This window comes from Sphingobium sp. AP49 (genome assembly GCF_000281715.2).
In the GTDB taxonomy this organism is placed as follows: domain Bacteria; phylum Pseudomonadota; class Alphaproteobacteria; order Sphingomonadales; family Sphingomonadaceae; genus Sphingobium.
This window is the reverse complement of record NZ_CP124576.1, coordinates 3,123,680-3,137,013: the sequence shown is the minus strand read 5'-3', so window position 1 is coordinate 3,137,013 and position 13,334 is coordinate 3,123,680. Positions and strand designations below refer to the sequence as shown.

Here is a 13,334-nt window from a genome sequence, read left to right as displayed (position 1 = left end):
CAATGGCGCAGAAACCCGCGCTTTCTTCCTTCCATGATGCTTCCGCCACCCTTCCGGACCGGAAGCATCCGCCTTCAAATCGCCGCCGCTAGAAGGGCGGGACATAATCATCCATGTCGGGGGGCGGCTCTGTGATCGCGGGGATGTCGTCGGCCGATGGCGGCAGTTCGGCGCGCACACGCCCATGCTCATCCACGAAGTCGCTAGCATCGCGGATCAGCCGCATGCCCAGCCACTGCATTCCGTCGCTGGCCTTCTTGGTGAAGCCCTTGTCCAGCATCGCTTTGCTGAACCCCTTTTGGCTCCATTCCTTCTCGCCTGCCGCCTTGCACCACGCCTGAAACACTTCGTAGAGCCGGGATGACTGGATGCGTCCCTGCTGATCCTGCGCCGTGCAGAGCTTGAGGAAGCGCGCCAGCGGGTCGCTATCCTCGCGATATTGCTGGGTCGCCTCGCGCACCGCATCCGGCTCGATCAGGCCATTCGCCAGCCAGTCCAGCAGGCCGCGCACAATATGATTGAGGACGCCCGGCGCTTCGTCGCGCAGCCTGAACGGAAGACGTTCGTCGCGCTCGCCATCCTTCACATGGGCGTTCCACGGCACCAGCTTCATGCGCCGCCATATGCCTTCGTCGGTGCCCGGAATATCGGGCTTGTAGTTGCCGCCGATATGCAGCTTGAAGAGGGGCAGCAGGTCGAAGAAGCCACGATGCAGCGCGCGCACGGCCATAGGCTCGCCGCCCGTCGCCGCCTTCACCAGCGCCTCATTCAGCCGCGAACCGCGCTCTGGCTCCGACGCGCGCAACAGACGGACACCGCCCAGGCGCGCCAGATCGGGCGAGGCAGCGTCGCCGCGCTTCTTGATCCCCTGGTCGAGAAAGGTTTCGATGCCGATCGTGCCGGCATAGTCGCCCAGCACATGCGCCCACAGGTCCATCGCCGTCGATTTGCCGTTGGCGCCCAGGCCATAATGAAACCACAGCTTTTGTTCGCCGGTATCACCCGTCGCGGTATAGCCGGCGACCTGATGCAGATAGCGCCGCATGCCCTCGTCGGGGTGCGCCCAGGCGAAGAAGCCGTCATAGATCGGGCTGACCGCGTCGGGATCGAATGCCACCGGCGCCAGCTTGGTATTGAGATCGGCACGCGAATGCGCCTCCAGCGAGAAGCGCGCCCGCCGCCGCCCTTCCTCATCCTGATAGCGCTCGAAACGCAGCGTTCCGTTCAGCAGGTTGATAGCGAGCGGATCACAATCGAACGCCTCGATCGCGACGGTCAGCCATTTTTGCGCCAGTTTCGCGATGGATGACGGCTTTCCCGCCTGCTCGCTCTGCCGGCCATAGCCAGCTAATATAGTCGACAGCAGGACGAAGTTTTTGCCCTTGGGGATATACTGGTCGATGCCGTGCGGGTTTTCCTCCGCCTGATAGACACCGGCCTGCCGCATGATCCGCGCTTCGGCCTGCATGTCGCGGATCGTGTCGAAGATCGCCTTTTGCAGCTCTGCCGGCGGCGGACCATCCTTTTCCTGATCCAGCACACGCCAGCGCCGTTCGTCCCAGCCCAGCCAGCCCTTGGCCGTGGTGAAGCGGAATTGCTCGCCATAGCGGGCGATCAGCCGTTCGCCGATGCCGAAATCAGTCATCGGCAGCACGGCGCAATCCATCATGACGATATCAGGCCCGATATCCCACGGCTTCTTGACCCCGTCGCCAATCGCCCGGTCGACATCAGCATTCTCGACGCCATCTACATCGCCGGCATCGCGCCACAACCGATCCTTGACCGCCGCTTCCGCCAGCAGCCCCGCACCGGCCCGCCGCCCCGCGACAAAGGCCAGGCGCAGGATAGCCGCCTTGGACGGCTCCAGATACTCCAGACGCTTGTCGAACCATTCCTGCGCAATCCGCTTCAATCGCGCCTGCACCGGCTCCGGCTGTTCGGAGAGAGCTTCCAGCCTTCCGGTCGGAAGGGTATCAAAATCGCGCGCCCACGGCGGCGGGGGCGGGAAGGCCTGATCAAATCGCGCCCGCCAGTCGGCCTGATATTGCGCACGGGTTTCAGCGTCGGCGATCCCCGCCGCCAACTGCGCCAGGCGCTGCCAGATGCCGGCCTTGCCTTCGGGCGTCGCCGCATTCCCTTGCGCCAGCGCAGCGTTCCACAGCAGATCGACCAGCGGGACGGCAGCGGACAGGACCGCGTCAATCGCTTCCCGGCCGCCCGATCGCGCCAGATCGTCAGGGTCGGAACCGTCCGGAAGGGAGGCGAAGGACAGCCCACGGCCCGGCGCGACCAGCGGCAGCGCGCGTTCGGCCGCGCGAATGGCCGCCTTCTGCCCCGCTTCGTCGCCGTCCATCAGGATGATGGGGGCTTCGCTGACCCGCCAGACGCGCTCCAACTGCTCGACCGTGATGGCCGTGCCCATCGGCGCAACGGCTTCCGATATCCCGACCTGATCCAGAGCGATGACATCGAAATAGCCTTCCACGACGATCAGGCGCCGCGCCGATCGCGCGGCCGGCGACGCACGGTGCAGATTGTAGAGGGTAGATCCTTTGGCGAAGGTCGCCCCCTCGCTGTTCACATATTTGGGCAACTGGCCATCGCGCGTCGCCCGGCCGCCAAAGGCCACGATCCGGCCGCGCGCATCGGCGATCGGCACCATGATGCGGCCCCGGAACCGGTCGCGGTAACCGTCCGGCGTCTCGACCACCAGGCCAAAGCCGGCAAGGGCGTCAGGCGCAAGGCCGATCGCACCGACCGACTGCTGCCCCGGCGCATAGCCAAGGCCGAAGCGGGCGATGGTGTCCGCTGTCAGACCGCGCGCGGTCAGCTGCGCATAGGCGCTGCGGCTCTGGCGCAACTGCATCTGATACCAGTCTGCCGCACGGCCCAGCACATCGCCGGCCTCGATCCGCCGTTCCTCGCGGCGCGCTTCCTCGGGTGACCGCGTCGGCATGTCCAGCCCGGCCGTGCCGGCCAGCTCTTTGACAGCGTCGATGAAATCCAGCCCGCCATGATCGGTCAGCCACCGGATCGCGTCGCCATGCGCGCCGCAGCCGAAGCAATGATAGAAGCCCTTTTCATCATTGATGGTGAAGCTGGGCGTTTTTTCATGATGGAACGGGCAGCAGGCCTTCTGTTCCTTGCCGGCCTTTTCGACTTTGATGGCGCGGCCGATAAGGGCCGAAAGCGTCGTGCGGGCGCGAACTTCGTCGAGAAATGCTTGTGAAAGAGACACGAAACCCCACCCCGAAAATCAGGCAAAACTTGAAGAAATTGGGTCCGGGTGGCGTCAACGCCTTTGGCCTTTCGCTGGCCTTTCGCCGTCGCGGCGCGGGCTATACCCGCACTCCGCGCGCCCCGGTGCGCGCACCGGCTCGATCAGCCGGATAGGAACAGGCGCATCATGCGGACAGACATCATGCGCCCCTCCAGAAAGCCGGCGTCACCACCCGCGAGGTCAGCGCGCTCGCACTATGGTTCGCGCAGTTCACCGTGCCACAGCGCGGACAGGGGACGCGCACCACGCGCAGCGGTTCGGCGTCGATCTTCGGCACCGGCAGGCGGCCGAAGGCCTTGTTCAGGACACCCATCATTCGCTTCCTTCCCCGGCAATGGCGCCGATTTCCTTGAGCAACTGGTTGGCCCGCGCGCTGTCGGCGCTGCGGGAGCCGCGCGTGGTGCAATCCATGATGATCCGGGCCAGCGCTTCGATCCGGCGGGCGCGGCGGTAGAGTTCACCGGGCGTCAGGCTGGTCACCATGTCGGTCCCGTCCCGCTCCACCGCCGCGCCGCCTCAGATTTTGGCGGGCGCGGCTGCCACAGGGCCGGGCGCCGCGCCCGTTCCGTCGTGCGACCCGACGGATTTGAAAGAGGGAAGGGAGGCGGTCACAGCATCGCCCTTTGTGTTTGCTTGCCGCTGGCCAGGATGGTCACCACCCGCCGTTCAAGCGGCGAAGGCTCTTCCACGCTGATCTTGCCCAGCTGCACCAGCCGCCGGACGCGATAGGATGCAGCCTCCTTGCCATTCAGCCCGATCCGCTTGGCCAGCTCTTCATTGGTGGGGCAGGGCAGGCCGCGCGCTGCTGCCTGTTGCAGGATGCGCAGCACCGCCCGCGTCGTCATCGCGCCGTCATTGGCGCCCAGCTGGAATTGACCGCGTCGCGGCACCTCGCACACCCGTGCGCGAAGCTGCGACGGGCGCGGATCGGGCAGGCGCTGCGCGATGAAGCGCAACCGGCCATCGACCCGCTTGCTCGTCATGGCGACCAGCCCGGCATCATGCAGCCCGCGCACCGTGGCGCCGATCGCGTCGCCCGGGCGGACGCCTTCGGCATAGACCACGTCTTCACCCGGCTGCGCGCGTTCCGCCCAGCTGCGAAATTGTTCCGGCTTCATGAATGTCATTCCCCCGCCACCGCGCGCAACCGGGCCAAAATGGCGACCGCCACGCTGACCAGCTGTTCCGCATCCTCGATCATGCCCAGCCGCTTCACATCATGGGCGCACACCTTGCGATCGCCCATCGCCGTGCAGATTTTGCGGGTGATATCCGCCCCTTCGGTCGACAGAATGCCGATCTGGGCCAGCCAATCCATTGCCTCACCTTCTGGCGCGGGCAGGCGGAACAGCTCGAAACCCTGCATCTTTGCCAGCGCGCGGGTGATATGCGGCCAGCCGTCCTGACCGGCGGACATATTCTCCACCACTGGCACCAGGCGCAGAGGAATAAATTCGGCAACTTCGCTATTGCCCCACTGCGCGACCGTGGACTGGTTGCGCTCCAGCATACGGCCGACATAGACTTGTCGGCCTGCCGCATGGACTGCGTCGGCCGTGGCCTCGCTGATCGCGATATCCGCTGGCCCCAGATTTTCCGCCCCCCGCGCCATATCAGGCCGCCTGCCCGATATTTTTGGGCGCGCTATGGGGTGACGCCGTAGTGTTCCGACCGGTATCGCCAACCACATGGGTGGCCATGAAATTACGAACCTTGTCTTCCGTCTCACGGAACGTGCGTCGCCCATTGCGGAGCTGACGGACGAAATGACGGTCGCGCAACGCGCCAACGCCGAAGGCAGTGGGCGCCATGCCGGTGTGGGCCAAATAGGCTTCTACATCGCGGAGAAGATCGTTCATGGCGGCGGGTATAAGTGTGCTAAATCACACCGTCAAGGTGTGATCCATATCACCTGTTCGCCAGGGTGCATTATGTGTGAAAAAGCACCCATGATTTCTCCGCAAAATGAGGTTGAGCGCGTCCGTGCTGCCCTAAGGGCGCTTATGGAAAAGCGCGGCGTGAAGCCGAAGCCGCTTGCCAAGCAAGCTGGGCTGGGGGAAACGGCAGTGCGCGATTTTCTCGATCGAGAAGGCGCCGATGTGAAACTCGGGACGTTGCGCCGCCTCGCGAACGCCTTAGATGCTTCAATCGAAGATTTGCTTGGGGTCGAGCAGGTGCCGTTGGCCGGTCGCGTCGGCGCAGGCGGATCGATTATCTTCGATGAGAATACGAGTATGGAAACTGTGCCGCGTCCGCCTGGTGCGACCGGACGCCTCGAAGCATTGGAGGTCATTGGCGACTCTATGCTTCCCCGCTATTCGTCGGGCGATATTGTTTACATATCTCGCGAGGTCGACGGCGTTCTGGATGCCTACATTGGCGACTACTGCGCCGTGAGGCTGTCCAGCGGCGAAACTTTCGTCAAGCTGCTCGCGCGCGGCAGTCGGCCGGGATTTTTCACGCTTCGCTCGCTCAACGCCGCAGATATCGAAGATGTCGAGGTCGAGTGGGCGACCCCGATTATCTTCGTTATGCCGCGCGCCGGTCGCGCGGTTCTTCAGCGCTAACCCAATATCGGAAACCGCCCTTCGGCGGTTTTGGGGGTGCGCGGTCTGGGTAATAGGACACGACCTTCACCCGATCCGCGCAGATCGAGACGCTGATCGTTGCGCCAAGCAGGCAAGCTCGGCTCATCCCAATGCTGTCAATTACGCCGGCCACGCCGCGCCCCTTTTCATGAACGACCGTCCGAAGCCAGCTATTACGCGGCACATAGCCTAATGTTTGGCCCCCGGAATTTTCGACCCGGATGGCCATGCAATCATACGGATTGTCAGGCTCATGAAAGAAGCGAACCGCCTCCCCGATGTATGTGTCCGCCAGTGCCTGCTGATGATGCGACACACCGGCAAGGCGAAGGAAGAATATTTCGTCCACGACTCGTTTCCCTGTTGAACCTCGATCAACATTTCAGCCGCGCGAGAACATTGCAAGAACATTGTGACCAATCACACTTTATGCCTTGACGAAGTGTGACGAAGCACACTATTTCCTCCCCACCATTCAACGGGAGGCAATCATGCTTCATGCGCCTATCGAGTTTCCGTTTCCCGGCAGCGTCGTGCTGTCGAAGGGCCTGCGCTGGACGATCCGCCAGCTGTTCGACAATGGCGCCACCGCGCTGATCGTCCGCGAAGGGGCGGGCGCACAGGGGCGCCGCCGCGAACCCGTGGCCGATCTGGTCGATGCCAATTTGGTCGACGGCGATGGCGTCCTGGCCGTCAAGGGCGTCGGCCGCGATACCAAGCGCCTGGCGCTCCACGTCGCCCACCATCTACGCGACCGTAACGAAGTCGCCCTGCGCGATCTGGGCCACCATCTGGCCGCCGCCCACGCTGCCGGCGATGTTCCCCGTATCCGCGACAATTACCATCTGGTCGAAATCATGCGCGGCCTAGGCTGGCACAAGCATGGATATGCCGGCGCCGAACCGAACCGCAGCCCGGTCTATCGCCGCACGGCGAAGGCGGTGTCGGAATGATCACGATCATTCATGGTCCGATGGCGAGCGGCAAGACCTTCCACAAAAGGGCTTTCGCTCAGCTCTACGGTGCGACGCATATTGTCGACTGCTGGGATGCCATGCAGCACGAAATCCCGACCGAAGATAATCGGCTGGTGCTGACCTATAGCCATCCAGACGAAATCCAGCGCGCCATCCGTCTGGATGCACCGACTGTGCAGGTGCGCGTGGTCGACATCAAAACGGCGCGGCACCACATTGGCGTGGCGCCTTATGCGCCGGGCCGCACAGAGCGGGCAACGTTCTAACATGGCCCGCCGCACCCTTGCCGATCGTCGACCCGCGACCCGCTACCGCCCGCCGTGGCGAAAGCCGGTGCCCGGCCCGGCCCACACCATCAAGAAGCTGGGCGATGTCGAAATGACCAGCACCGGCTTCGCCCGCCTGACCAGCGCCGGCTTCGAGAGGATCGACTGACATGGCCAGCCCAGCCGCCGTCATCGTCAACACCGCGCAGGGCGTCGCCTCCTATCTGGATGGGATCAGCGAACGCAAGCGCGCCAACGATGTCCGCCGCCTGTGCCGCAGCAACGCCGGCTACCGCGCGCAGATCATCACCCTTCACCACGACAATATGCAGCTGCGCGCCCGCGTCGCTGAACTGGAGGCCAAGCATGTCTAAGCCATCCATTCCCGAAGGCTGGCACCCACTCAGCCATATGCCGGTTGGTGACCATCGCTTCATCGTCGTGGACTATATCGGCGCGGAAGGGCAGGTCGCGCGAGGCTATTGGTCCGGCCATGAATACGCCCGAGCGCCCATCAATCATCGCTGGCATGAACCGTTGCCGTTCAAGCCCGTCGCGCTGCGCCATATCCCGAGCCAGGGCGAAACCCAGTTTGCGACGCCAGCAGAGCTGCGCCTTGCCCATGCCATTGTCGACAGCGACCCGGTGTTGCGCGTCTTCGCCGCCGTCGAATGGGATTGCCTGGGCGACGACGGCAAGCAGTGGATCGCGGTCATCATTCGCGAGGCCCAGCGATTGGCCAAGCCGCCCCCCGATCATGCGCATAGTGCTGACTGCGGCTCATTCCGCATCGCGGCGCCGGGACCATGCGACTGCGGCTATGGACTGTGCGAATGATCCGCCCCCCCGCCTGTCACCTAGTCCAGATCGCCCGCGAGGAACGCGCCCGCCGCAAGGCGGCGTGGGAACGCGCGGGCTGGCTGGATAGCCCCGCCGCGCGCGATGATGAAATCATCTGGTCCAACATCGAACATTTCGCGCGCATCCTGAATGGCGAGCATCGGCCGATATCCTGGCTGCCCGAGCATAAGCAGATCATGGTCGAGAATATCGCGGCCACCCTGCGCAAGGCGCCGGAAGCCTTCTATGCGCTGCCCGGAAAGGTGCGGGGGCTGCGCGATCTGCAATATGCGGTGCAGTTCACCTTGCTCTACACGCTGGAGCGGCCTGTGCCTGCACATCAGGCGAGGGCTGCCGCATGAACGCACCCGCAAAAATCAGGCCAGCGGCCGACCCTAACATGATCGCCTTCGCAGAAGCCCTTGCGCGGATGCAGGTGAAGAGAGACATTGCCTCCCTTCGCGCCGCGCAGGGAGGCGGCCGACAGGAGGACGCCCGTGCGAACGGTCATTTACGCGCGCTTCAGCAGCGATAACCAGAACCCGCGATCCACGGCGGACCAGATCGCGCTATGTCGCAAGCGGGCCGCCGACGAAGGCTGGACCGTCATCGGCGCGTTTGAAGACGCTGCTATTTCCGGTGCCGCCGGCATCGGCGCCGATCAGCGCCCCGGCCTCAATGCGATGATGCGTATGGTAGAGGCTGGCGGCGTCGATCAGGTGCTGGCAGAGTCCACCGACCGCATTTCCCGCCATGTGGCCGATGCGCATATTCTCCGCGAGCGGATCGAATTTGCTGGCGCGCGGCTCTTCACCCTGTTCGATGGCACGGTCACCCCCATGATCGGTCTGATCAAGGGGTTTACTGACGCGCAGTTCCGCACCGATCTTGCCAAGCGCGTTCGGCGCGGTCAGCTGGGCACCCTGAAACAGGGGCGCATTCCTGGCAGCATTGCCTATGGCTACCGCCAGGCGAACCGCCTTGATGATCGCGGCCAGATCGTGCGGGGCCTAAGAGAGATTGACGCGAACAAGGCGGACATCGTCCGCCGTATCTTCCGCGAATATGCTGCGGGGCGCAGCCCCAATGCCATCGCCGCCGGCCTGAATGCAGAGAGCATTCCCGGCTCCCGCGGCGGCATCTGGCACGAAACGGCAATCAGCGGCGATACGCGGCACAAACGCGGCATCCTGCGCAATGAGACCTATGTCGGCGTCGTCACTTATGGGCGCAGCCGGACGGTGGTCAATCCGCAGACCCGCCAACGGCTGATGCGCCCGAACGGTGAAGACGTGGTCGAGCGTCAGGAAATCGCGCACTTGCGGATCATTGATGATGAACTGTGGCAACAGGTTCAGGCCCGGCTTGCATCGAACCAGGGTGTGCGCCCCGAGCGGCAACGGCGACCCAAGCATATTCTGTCTGGGCTTGGCATCTGCGAGGTGTGCGGCGCACGATGGGTGCTGCGCTCTAGCAAGTTCTGGGGATGCAGCAACTTCCGCTATGGCAAGGCTTGCACCAACAACCGCCTGGTGGGCACCCATATATTTGAGCGGATGGTTCTCGATGATCTGAAGGAAGGCATGTTGTCGCCCGACGTGATCAGTGCATATGTCCGCGAATATCACCGCGACTTCGCGCGGCAGACCGCCGATATGGGCCGCGACCGCGCCAAGTTGGAACGCAAGCTGGAAGAAGCCGACCGCCGAATGAAGCGCATGTTGCAGGCCTTCACCGATGGGGGCAGCGAGTTCGAGGAAATCCGCGACATGCTGACCAGCGCCCGCGCCGACAAGGAAGCGCTGCAACGACAGCTTGCCAGCATGGACGCCGTGCCGAATGTCCTCGCGCTGCATCCCCATGTCGAGGAAGTCTATCGGCGTCAGGTGGAGGAGCTGGAGGCGGCCCTGGCCGATCCCGAAGCCCAGCTAGAGGCAATCCCGCGCCTGCGCTCCATCATTTCCAGCATCATCGTCAGGCCGCGCCTCGATCGGCAGCGCGGTGTCATCGTGCAAGTGGTTCGCCAAATGGACGAAATCCTGTCGATCGCGACCGGCGGACAGCAGTTTTCACAATTGCGCTAACGGCCAATTCGTTTCCGCGAACTCATCACAATAATGATTGGCGACCGCGCGGGCCAACCATGACCCTCGGCCGGGTAGTGGCAGGACCGGGAGCTGAACCAGTTGGAAGCGGTCGATCATATGATCGAACAGGCGGATTTCATCTTCGTGGACGACATCTTCGGCGTCATGGAGCAGCACGGCCTTGAAACGCACTTGCTCGCGCCTCTCCTGATCCAGCATCGCGCGCCACAGGATATTAAGGCAGTCGGCTTTGGTCGTTGGCCCTGGACGATCGTTCATCCCGATGATGATATGTGGTTGGTCGATCGCAATCGGCGCAATGGCTGCGACTGTTGCCGGATCGTTGGGATAGACACCCACGAAGACGCGATAGTCTTCATCGTTCCAGCGATCGAGGGCATGCCGCAGCATGGGGCCGATAACGTCCGATTCCTGCCACGCGGGGATGAAGACGGCGATGCGTCCGGGAGAAGGGGATGGCGGCAGTGTCGCCATGGTCATTCTTCCGGTGCGACCGCTTCTGGCCGCGCGCCAACCTCGTCGGAGAAAGAAGAGGATGTCGATGGCCAGATCGTCCAATCCGCCAAGGGCCAGTCCGATGACGGCGAACAGCAAGATTTCATGATGAATGATCTGTAGCGCAGCAAAGAGCCTGTCTTCCACGACCCGGTTCCCCCTTTGCCTGGCCGCCGCAACGCGGTTGAGAATGCCATTAAAACAGGTCTCTTCCAAGCATTTTGCATATCGAATGGGACATTTTGGAAGTCGATCTGCATTGGCCCCTGTGAGCAAAACGTCCTAAGGGGAATACAATGGCAGTCCCGGCAGGCACTTAAGGAGAAATATTCATGACGAAGCGCCCGGCATCCGCGCTCCGTAATTTCCTGGCTGGCGAAGCAGGTGGCGGTGTGCTGCTGATGGTCGCGGCGGCGCTGGCAATGGTCATGGCGAATCTGCCGGGTGGGGCGAGCCATATTTATCATGCCATGATGGAAACTCTGACAGGCCCGATTCTTGCGCCTGCGCTGGGGCCGATGACCATCCATTTGTGGATCAACGACGGCCTGATGGCGATTTTCTTCCTGCTGGTAGGGTTGGAGATCAAGCGCGAGTTCGTTGATGGCGGACTGTCCACTTGGGAAAGGCGGCGCTTGCCATTCATCGCGGCGGGGGCAGGTATGATCGTGCCGGCTTTGGTCTATTTGCTGGTGACGACAGGACAGCCTGGATTGGCCCGGGGGTGGGCTATTCCTGCGGCAACGGACATTGCTTTTGCCATCGGCGTGCTGGCCTTGCTGGGCCGCAGGGCGCCCGCGTCGCTCAAGCTGTTTTTGACGGCTGTGGCGATCGTCGACGACATGGGGGCCGTGGCGATCATCGCGCTAGCCTATAGTCATGGGATCAATCTTTGGGCCTTGGGCGGCGCCTTGATTCTGTTGACCGGAATGTTTGCGCTGAACCGGGCTGGGGTGAAAAAGCTCATGCCCTATCTGATCGGATTTCTGCTGCTGTGGTATCTGATGTTGCTATCAGGCGTTCATGCAACGATCGCCGGCGTGCTGGCGGCTATCACCATACCGGTGCGCTCAACGCCCGGTGCGCCCGATCAGGGGCACAGTCCGCTGCATCGGCTGGAACATTTAATCCATCCTTGGAGCGCCTATCTGATCGTGCCGCTCTTTGGCTTTGCCAATGCAGGTATTGCGTTGAATGGCGACGCGATGGAGGCGCTGCTGTCGCCGTTGCCGTTGGGGGTCGCCGGCGGGCTGTTATTGGGCAAGCAGGCAGGTGTCTTTGGCAGCATCTGGCTGGCGCAGAAGCTGGGTATTGCGGCACGGCCGTCGGGCGCTAGCTGGCTGCAAATCTATGGTATGGCGCTGTTGTGCGGTATTGGGTTCACCATGAGCTTGTTCATCGGTGCGTTGGCCTTCCCCAATGCGGCGTTGCTGATCGAAGAAACGAAGATCGGTATTCTGGCTGGTTCACTGCTGTCCGCGCTGTGCGGCTATGTGGTGCTGCGCCTCGCACCGTCGGTGCGGCCGGGTGCCCCTACGGCAGGCTGAATAGAATCGATCGCCGGATGCGAAAATGTTATCATCGCCCTGCCGCTATTGCGACTCGATCGACAATAATGGGCCGCACGCACTTTCGAAGATACGGGAGGAGGGCGACATGAGCTTGGAGACGGATGTCAATTATCTGCTGCATCGTCAGCAGATTTCGCTGATACGCGCGCAAGCGAGTCCCTCGCCAGAGGGGCGGGCTGCGTATGAGCATCTCGCCCGCAGCTATATCGACAAGGTCGATGCTTATCGGCGGCAGAATGAGCGGCTGATCGTGCCGGCGCATTGAGGCGGCCGGCACTTATTCAATATATTCTCGTTCTGGTGCGGCCGATCAGCGCGCCAGATGCTATAGGCGGCCTTGGGAAGCCGTGAGTGGCGTTGTTCAACGTCGAGCGATGAGGCGATCAATCACCTGCCAATGGGGGCCATCAGCTCCGCACTCGCGCTCCAGCACTTTCTTGATTTTTTCCAGTTCTGCTTCGGTCAGATGCTCGATGCCGATGAAGTCGTTGCGTGCGGTGTCGATGGCGCGGATCAACTCGTCCAGCTTTGCCTGGATCGCTGAACTGTCGCGGTTCTGTGCATTCTGGATCAGAAATACCATCAGGAAGGTCACGATGGTCGTGCCGGTGTTGATGACCAATTGCCAGGTGTCGGAATAATGGAAAACCGGGCCGGTTATGCCCCAGATCAATACCGTCGCGATCGCCAGGATGAAGGCGAGCGGTTGCCCCGTCCAACTGGCGATCCGCGCCGACAGGGCGGAAAAAATCTGATCCATGCAATCTCCTTGGGACGACCCGCTTATTTAGGCCCTGTTCAGCCACTTGTCGTCATGAAGCCTGTCATGGCAACCCTATCCTTCCGCACAACTCTCGGCATGATCGCCGGATCCCTCCTTCTTGCGTCATGTGCGAGCATCTCGCCCGAATCACGCGTGCGTGCTGGCCTGATCGATGCCGGCCTTTCGCCGAAAATGGCCGGTTGCATGGCCGAGCGGATGGTTGATCGCCTCAGTATCGCCCAATTGCGGCGGCTTCAGTCGATCGCCTCGCTCCACAAGTCGCACATGGGCAAGATGAGCATGGACGAACTGCTCTATAAGGTCCGTGCACTGGAGGATCCGGAGATATTCCTGGTGACCAGCAAGGCCGCCATCCACTGCTCTTTCTGACCGCGATTTCACAATAAAGCAGGGTCGGCCTTCGCAAGGGTTTTGCAATTTTG

18 protein-coding genes and 1 pseudogene are annotated in these 13,334 nt (G+C 62.5%); 11 read left to right on the top strand and 8 right to left on the bottom strand.

Going from position 1 to position 13,334, the window contains the following annotated elements; all coding sequences use genetic code 11:
* Nucleotides 1-88: 88 nt before the first annotated feature.
* The 5 genes from dnaG to PMI04_RS14970 form a co-directional block, all read right to left on the bottom strand.
* Nucleotides 89-3,241 (bottom strand): DNA primase, encoded by a 3,153-nt coding sequence (gene dnaG / locus PMI04_RS14990; protein ID WP_007713368.1) that lies wholly within the window; start codon nucleotides 3,239-3,241, stop codon nucleotides 89-91.
* A 181-nt stretch (nucleotides 3,242-3,422) separates the two neighbouring features.
* A complete protein-coding gene (locus PMI04_RS14985) occupies nucleotides 3,423-3,599 on the bottom strand; it encodes a hypothetical protein (protein WP_007713366.1) in 177 nt (58 codons plus the stop codon).
* Nucleotides 3,596-3,766: a hypothetical protein gene (locus PMI04_RS14980; protein ID WP_157178179.1), complete on the bottom strand. Its 171-nt coding sequence runs from the start codon at nucleotides 3,764-3,766 to the stop codon at nucleotides 3,596-3,598. Before PMI04_RS14980 ends, PMI04_RS14985 begins: the two co-directional genes overlap by 4 nt.
* A 125-nt stretch (nucleotides 3,767-3,891) precedes the next feature.
* Complete coding sequence (locus PMI04_RS14975) at nucleotides 3,892-4,410, bottom strand: winged helix-turn-helix domain-containing protein (protein ID WP_037485591.1); 519 nt, start codon at nucleotides 4,408-4,410, stop codon at nucleotides 3,892-3,894.
* Nucleotides 4,407-4,895, bottom strand: coding sequence for a hypothetical protein (locus PMI04_RS14970; protein WP_007706406.1), 489 nt, complete (start codon nucleotides 4,893-4,895; stop codon nucleotides 4,407-4,409). The genes PMI04_RS14975 and PMI04_RS14970 overlap by 4 nt, the downstream gene beginning before the upstream one ends.
* Before the next feature lie 76 nt (nucleotides 4,896-4,971).
* On the opposite strand from PMI04_RS14970, the gene PMI04_RS14965 reads away from it, so the two are divergent.
* A complete protein-coding gene (locus PMI04_RS14965; RefSeq protein ID WP_238535881.1) occupies nucleotides 4,972-5,850 on the top strand; it encodes a S24 family peptidase in 879 nt (292 codons plus the stop codon).
* Here PMI04_RS14965 and PMI04_RS14960 read toward each other — a convergent pair.
* A complete protein-coding gene (locus PMI04_RS14960; RefSeq protein ID WP_081490991.1) occupies nucleotides 5,813-6,220 on the bottom strand; it encodes an HIRAN domain-containing protein in 408 nt (135 codons plus the stop codon). The genes PMI04_RS14965 and PMI04_RS14960 overlap by 38 nt on opposite strands.
* A gap of 142 nt (nucleotides 6,221-6,362) precedes the next feature.
* On the opposite strand from PMI04_RS14960, the gene PMI04_RS14955 reads away from it, so the two are divergent.
* The 7 genes from PMI04_RS14955 (at nucleotide 6,363) to PMI04_RS14925 (ending at nucleotide 10,038) form a co-directional block, all read left to right on the top strand.
* Nucleotides 6,363-6,824 (top strand): hypothetical protein, encoded by a 462-nt coding sequence (locus PMI04_RS14955; protein ID WP_007706417.1) that lies wholly within the window; start codon nucleotides 6,363-6,365, stop codon nucleotides 6,822-6,824.
* Nucleotides 6,821-7,114 carry a hypothetical protein gene (locus tag PMI04_RS14950; RefSeq protein WP_007706420.1) on the top strand — a complete coding sequence of 98 codons (294 nt, stop codon included), beginning with the start codon at nucleotides 6,821-6,823 and terminating at the stop codon, nucleotides 7,112-7,114. Before PMI04_RS14955 ends, PMI04_RS14950 begins: the two co-directional genes overlap by 4 nt.
* A gap of 1 nt (nucleotide 7,115) precedes the next feature.
* Nucleotides 7,116-7,283 carry a hypothetical protein gene (locus tag PMI04_RS14945; protein ID WP_007706423.1) on the top strand — a complete coding sequence of 56 codons (168 nt, stop codon included), beginning with the start codon at nucleotides 7,116-7,118 and terminating at the stop codon, nucleotides 7,281-7,283.
* Nucleotide 7,284: 1 nt separating this feature from the next.
* Entirely contained in the window at nucleotides 7,285-7,488 is a 204-nt protein-coding gene (locus PMI04_RS14940; protein WP_007706426.1) for a hypothetical protein, read from the top strand.
* Nucleotides 7,481-7,951 carry a hypothetical protein gene (locus tag PMI04_RS14935; RefSeq protein ID WP_007706429.1) on the top strand — a complete coding sequence of 157 codons (471 nt, stop codon included), beginning with the start codon at nucleotides 7,481-7,483 and terminating at the stop codon, nucleotides 7,949-7,951. Before PMI04_RS14940 ends, PMI04_RS14935 begins: the two co-directional genes overlap by 8 nt.
* Entirely contained in the window at nucleotides 7,948-8,316 is a 369-nt protein-coding gene (locus PMI04_RS14930) for a hypothetical protein (protein ID WP_007706433.1), read from the top strand. The genes PMI04_RS14935 and PMI04_RS14930 overlap by 4 nt, the downstream gene beginning before the upstream one ends.
* A gap of 135 nt (nucleotides 8,317-8,451) precedes the next feature.
* Entirely contained in the window at nucleotides 8,452-10,038 is a 1,587-nt protein-coding gene (locus PMI04_RS14925) for a recombinase family protein (RefSeq protein WP_007706440.1), read from the top strand.
* A gap of 12 nt (nucleotides 10,039-10,050) precedes the next feature.
* On the opposite strand, the pseudogene PMI04_RS14920 reads toward PMI04_RS14925, so the two are convergent.
* Nucleotides 10,051-10,704 (bottom strand): annotated as a pseudogene (locus PMI04_RS14920) (glycosyltransferase); the annotation flags it as partial.
* A gap of 185 nt (nucleotides 10,705-10,889) precedes the next feature.
* Here PMI04_RS14920 and nhaA point away from each other — a divergent pair.
* Nucleotides 10,890-12,104: a Na+/H+ antiporter NhaA gene (gene nhaA / locus PMI04_RS14915; protein WP_007706445.1), complete on the top strand. Its 1,215-nt coding sequence runs from the start codon at nucleotides 10,890-10,892 to the stop codon at nucleotides 12,102-12,104.
* Nucleotides 12,105-12,213: 109 nt separating this feature from the next.
* Nucleotides 12,214-12,393, top strand: coding sequence for a hypothetical protein (locus tag PMI04_RS14910; RefSeq protein ID WP_007706448.1), 180 nt, complete (start codon nucleotides 12,214-12,216; stop codon nucleotides 12,391-12,393).
* Nucleotides 12,394-12,489: 96 nt separating this feature from the next.
* Here the strand turns inward: PMI04_RS14910 and PMI04_RS14905 are convergent, their stop codons facing one another.
* A complete protein-coding gene (locus PMI04_RS14905) occupies nucleotides 12,490-12,888 on the bottom strand; it encodes a low affinity iron permease family protein (protein ID WP_007706451.1) in 399 nt (132 codons plus the stop codon).
* Between the two features lie 99 nt (nucleotides 12,889-12,987).
* Between PMI04_RS14905 and PMI04_RS14900 the strand changes: the two genes are divergently transcribed.
* A complete protein-coding gene (locus tag PMI04_RS14900) occupies nucleotides 12,988-13,281 on the top strand; it encodes a hypothetical protein (RefSeq protein ID WP_157178086.1) in 294 nt (97 codons plus the stop codon).
* Nucleotides 13,282-13,334 lie beyond the last annotated feature (53 nt).

What these genes read in the sequence shown, in the direction of transcription:
- PMI04_RS14985 (WP_007713366.1), bottom strand. Translation starts at nt 3,599, where the DNA reads ATGATGGGTGTCCTGAACAAGGCCTTCGGCCGCCTGCCGGTGCCGAAG.
- PMI04_RS14980 (WP_157178179.1), bottom strand. Translation starts at nt 3,766, where the DNA reads ATGGTGACCAGCCTGACGCCCGGTGAACTCTACCGCCGCGCCCGCCGG.
- PMI04_RS14975 (WP_037485591.1), bottom strand. Translation starts at nt 4,410, where the DNA reads ATGACATTCATGAAGCCGGAACAATTTCGCAGCTGGGCGGAACGCGCG.
- PMI04_RS14970 (WP_007706406.1), bottom strand. Translation starts at nt 4,895, where the DNA reads ATGGCGCGGGGGGCGGAAAATCTGGGGCCAGCGGATATCGCGATCAGC.
- PMI04_RS14965 (WP_238535881.1), top strand. Translation starts at nt 4,972, where the DNA reads ATGGGTGGCCATGAAATTACGAACCTTGTCTTCCGTCTCACGGAACGT.
- PMI04_RS14955 (WP_007706417.1), top strand. Translation starts at nt 6,363, where the DNA reads ATGCTTCATGCGCCTATCGAGTTTCCGTTTCCCGGCAGCGTCGTGCTG.
- PMI04_RS14950 (WP_007706420.1), top strand. Translation starts at nt 6,821, where the DNA reads ATGATCACGATCATTCATGGTCCGATGGCGAGCGGCAAGACCTTCCAC.
- PMI04_RS14945 (WP_007706423.1), top strand. Translation starts at nt 7,116, where the DNA reads ATGGCCCGCCGCACCCTTGCCGATCGTCGACCCGCGACCCGCTACCGC.
- PMI04_RS14940 (WP_007706426.1), top strand. Translation starts at nt 7,285, where the DNA reads ATGGCCAGCCCAGCCGCCGTCATCGTCAACACCGCGCAGGGCGTCGCC.
- PMI04_RS14935 (WP_007706429.1), top strand. Translation starts at nt 7,481, where the DNA reads ATGTCTAAGCCATCCATTCCCGAAGGCTGGCACCCACTCAGCCATATG.
- PMI04_RS14930 (WP_007706433.1), top strand. Translation starts at nt 7,948, where the DNA reads ATGATCCGCCCCCCCGCCTGTCACCTAGTCCAGATCGCCCGCGAGGAA.
- nhaA (WP_007706445.1), top strand. Translation starts at nt 10,890, where the DNA reads ATGACGAAGCGCCCGGCATCCGCGCTCCGTAATTTCCTGGCTGGCGAA.
- PMI04_RS14910 (WP_007706448.1), top strand. Translation starts at nt 12,214, where the DNA reads ATGAGCTTGGAGACGGATGTCAATTATCTGCTGCATCGTCAGCAGATT.
- PMI04_RS14905 (WP_007706451.1), bottom strand. Translation starts at nt 12,888, where the DNA reads ATGGATCAGATTTTTTCCGCCCTGTCGGCGCGGATCGCCAGTTGGACG.
- PMI04_RS14900 (WP_157178086.1), top strand. Translation starts at nt 12,988, where the DNA reads ATGATCGCCGGATCCCTCCTTCTTGCGTCATGTGCGAGCATCTCGCCC.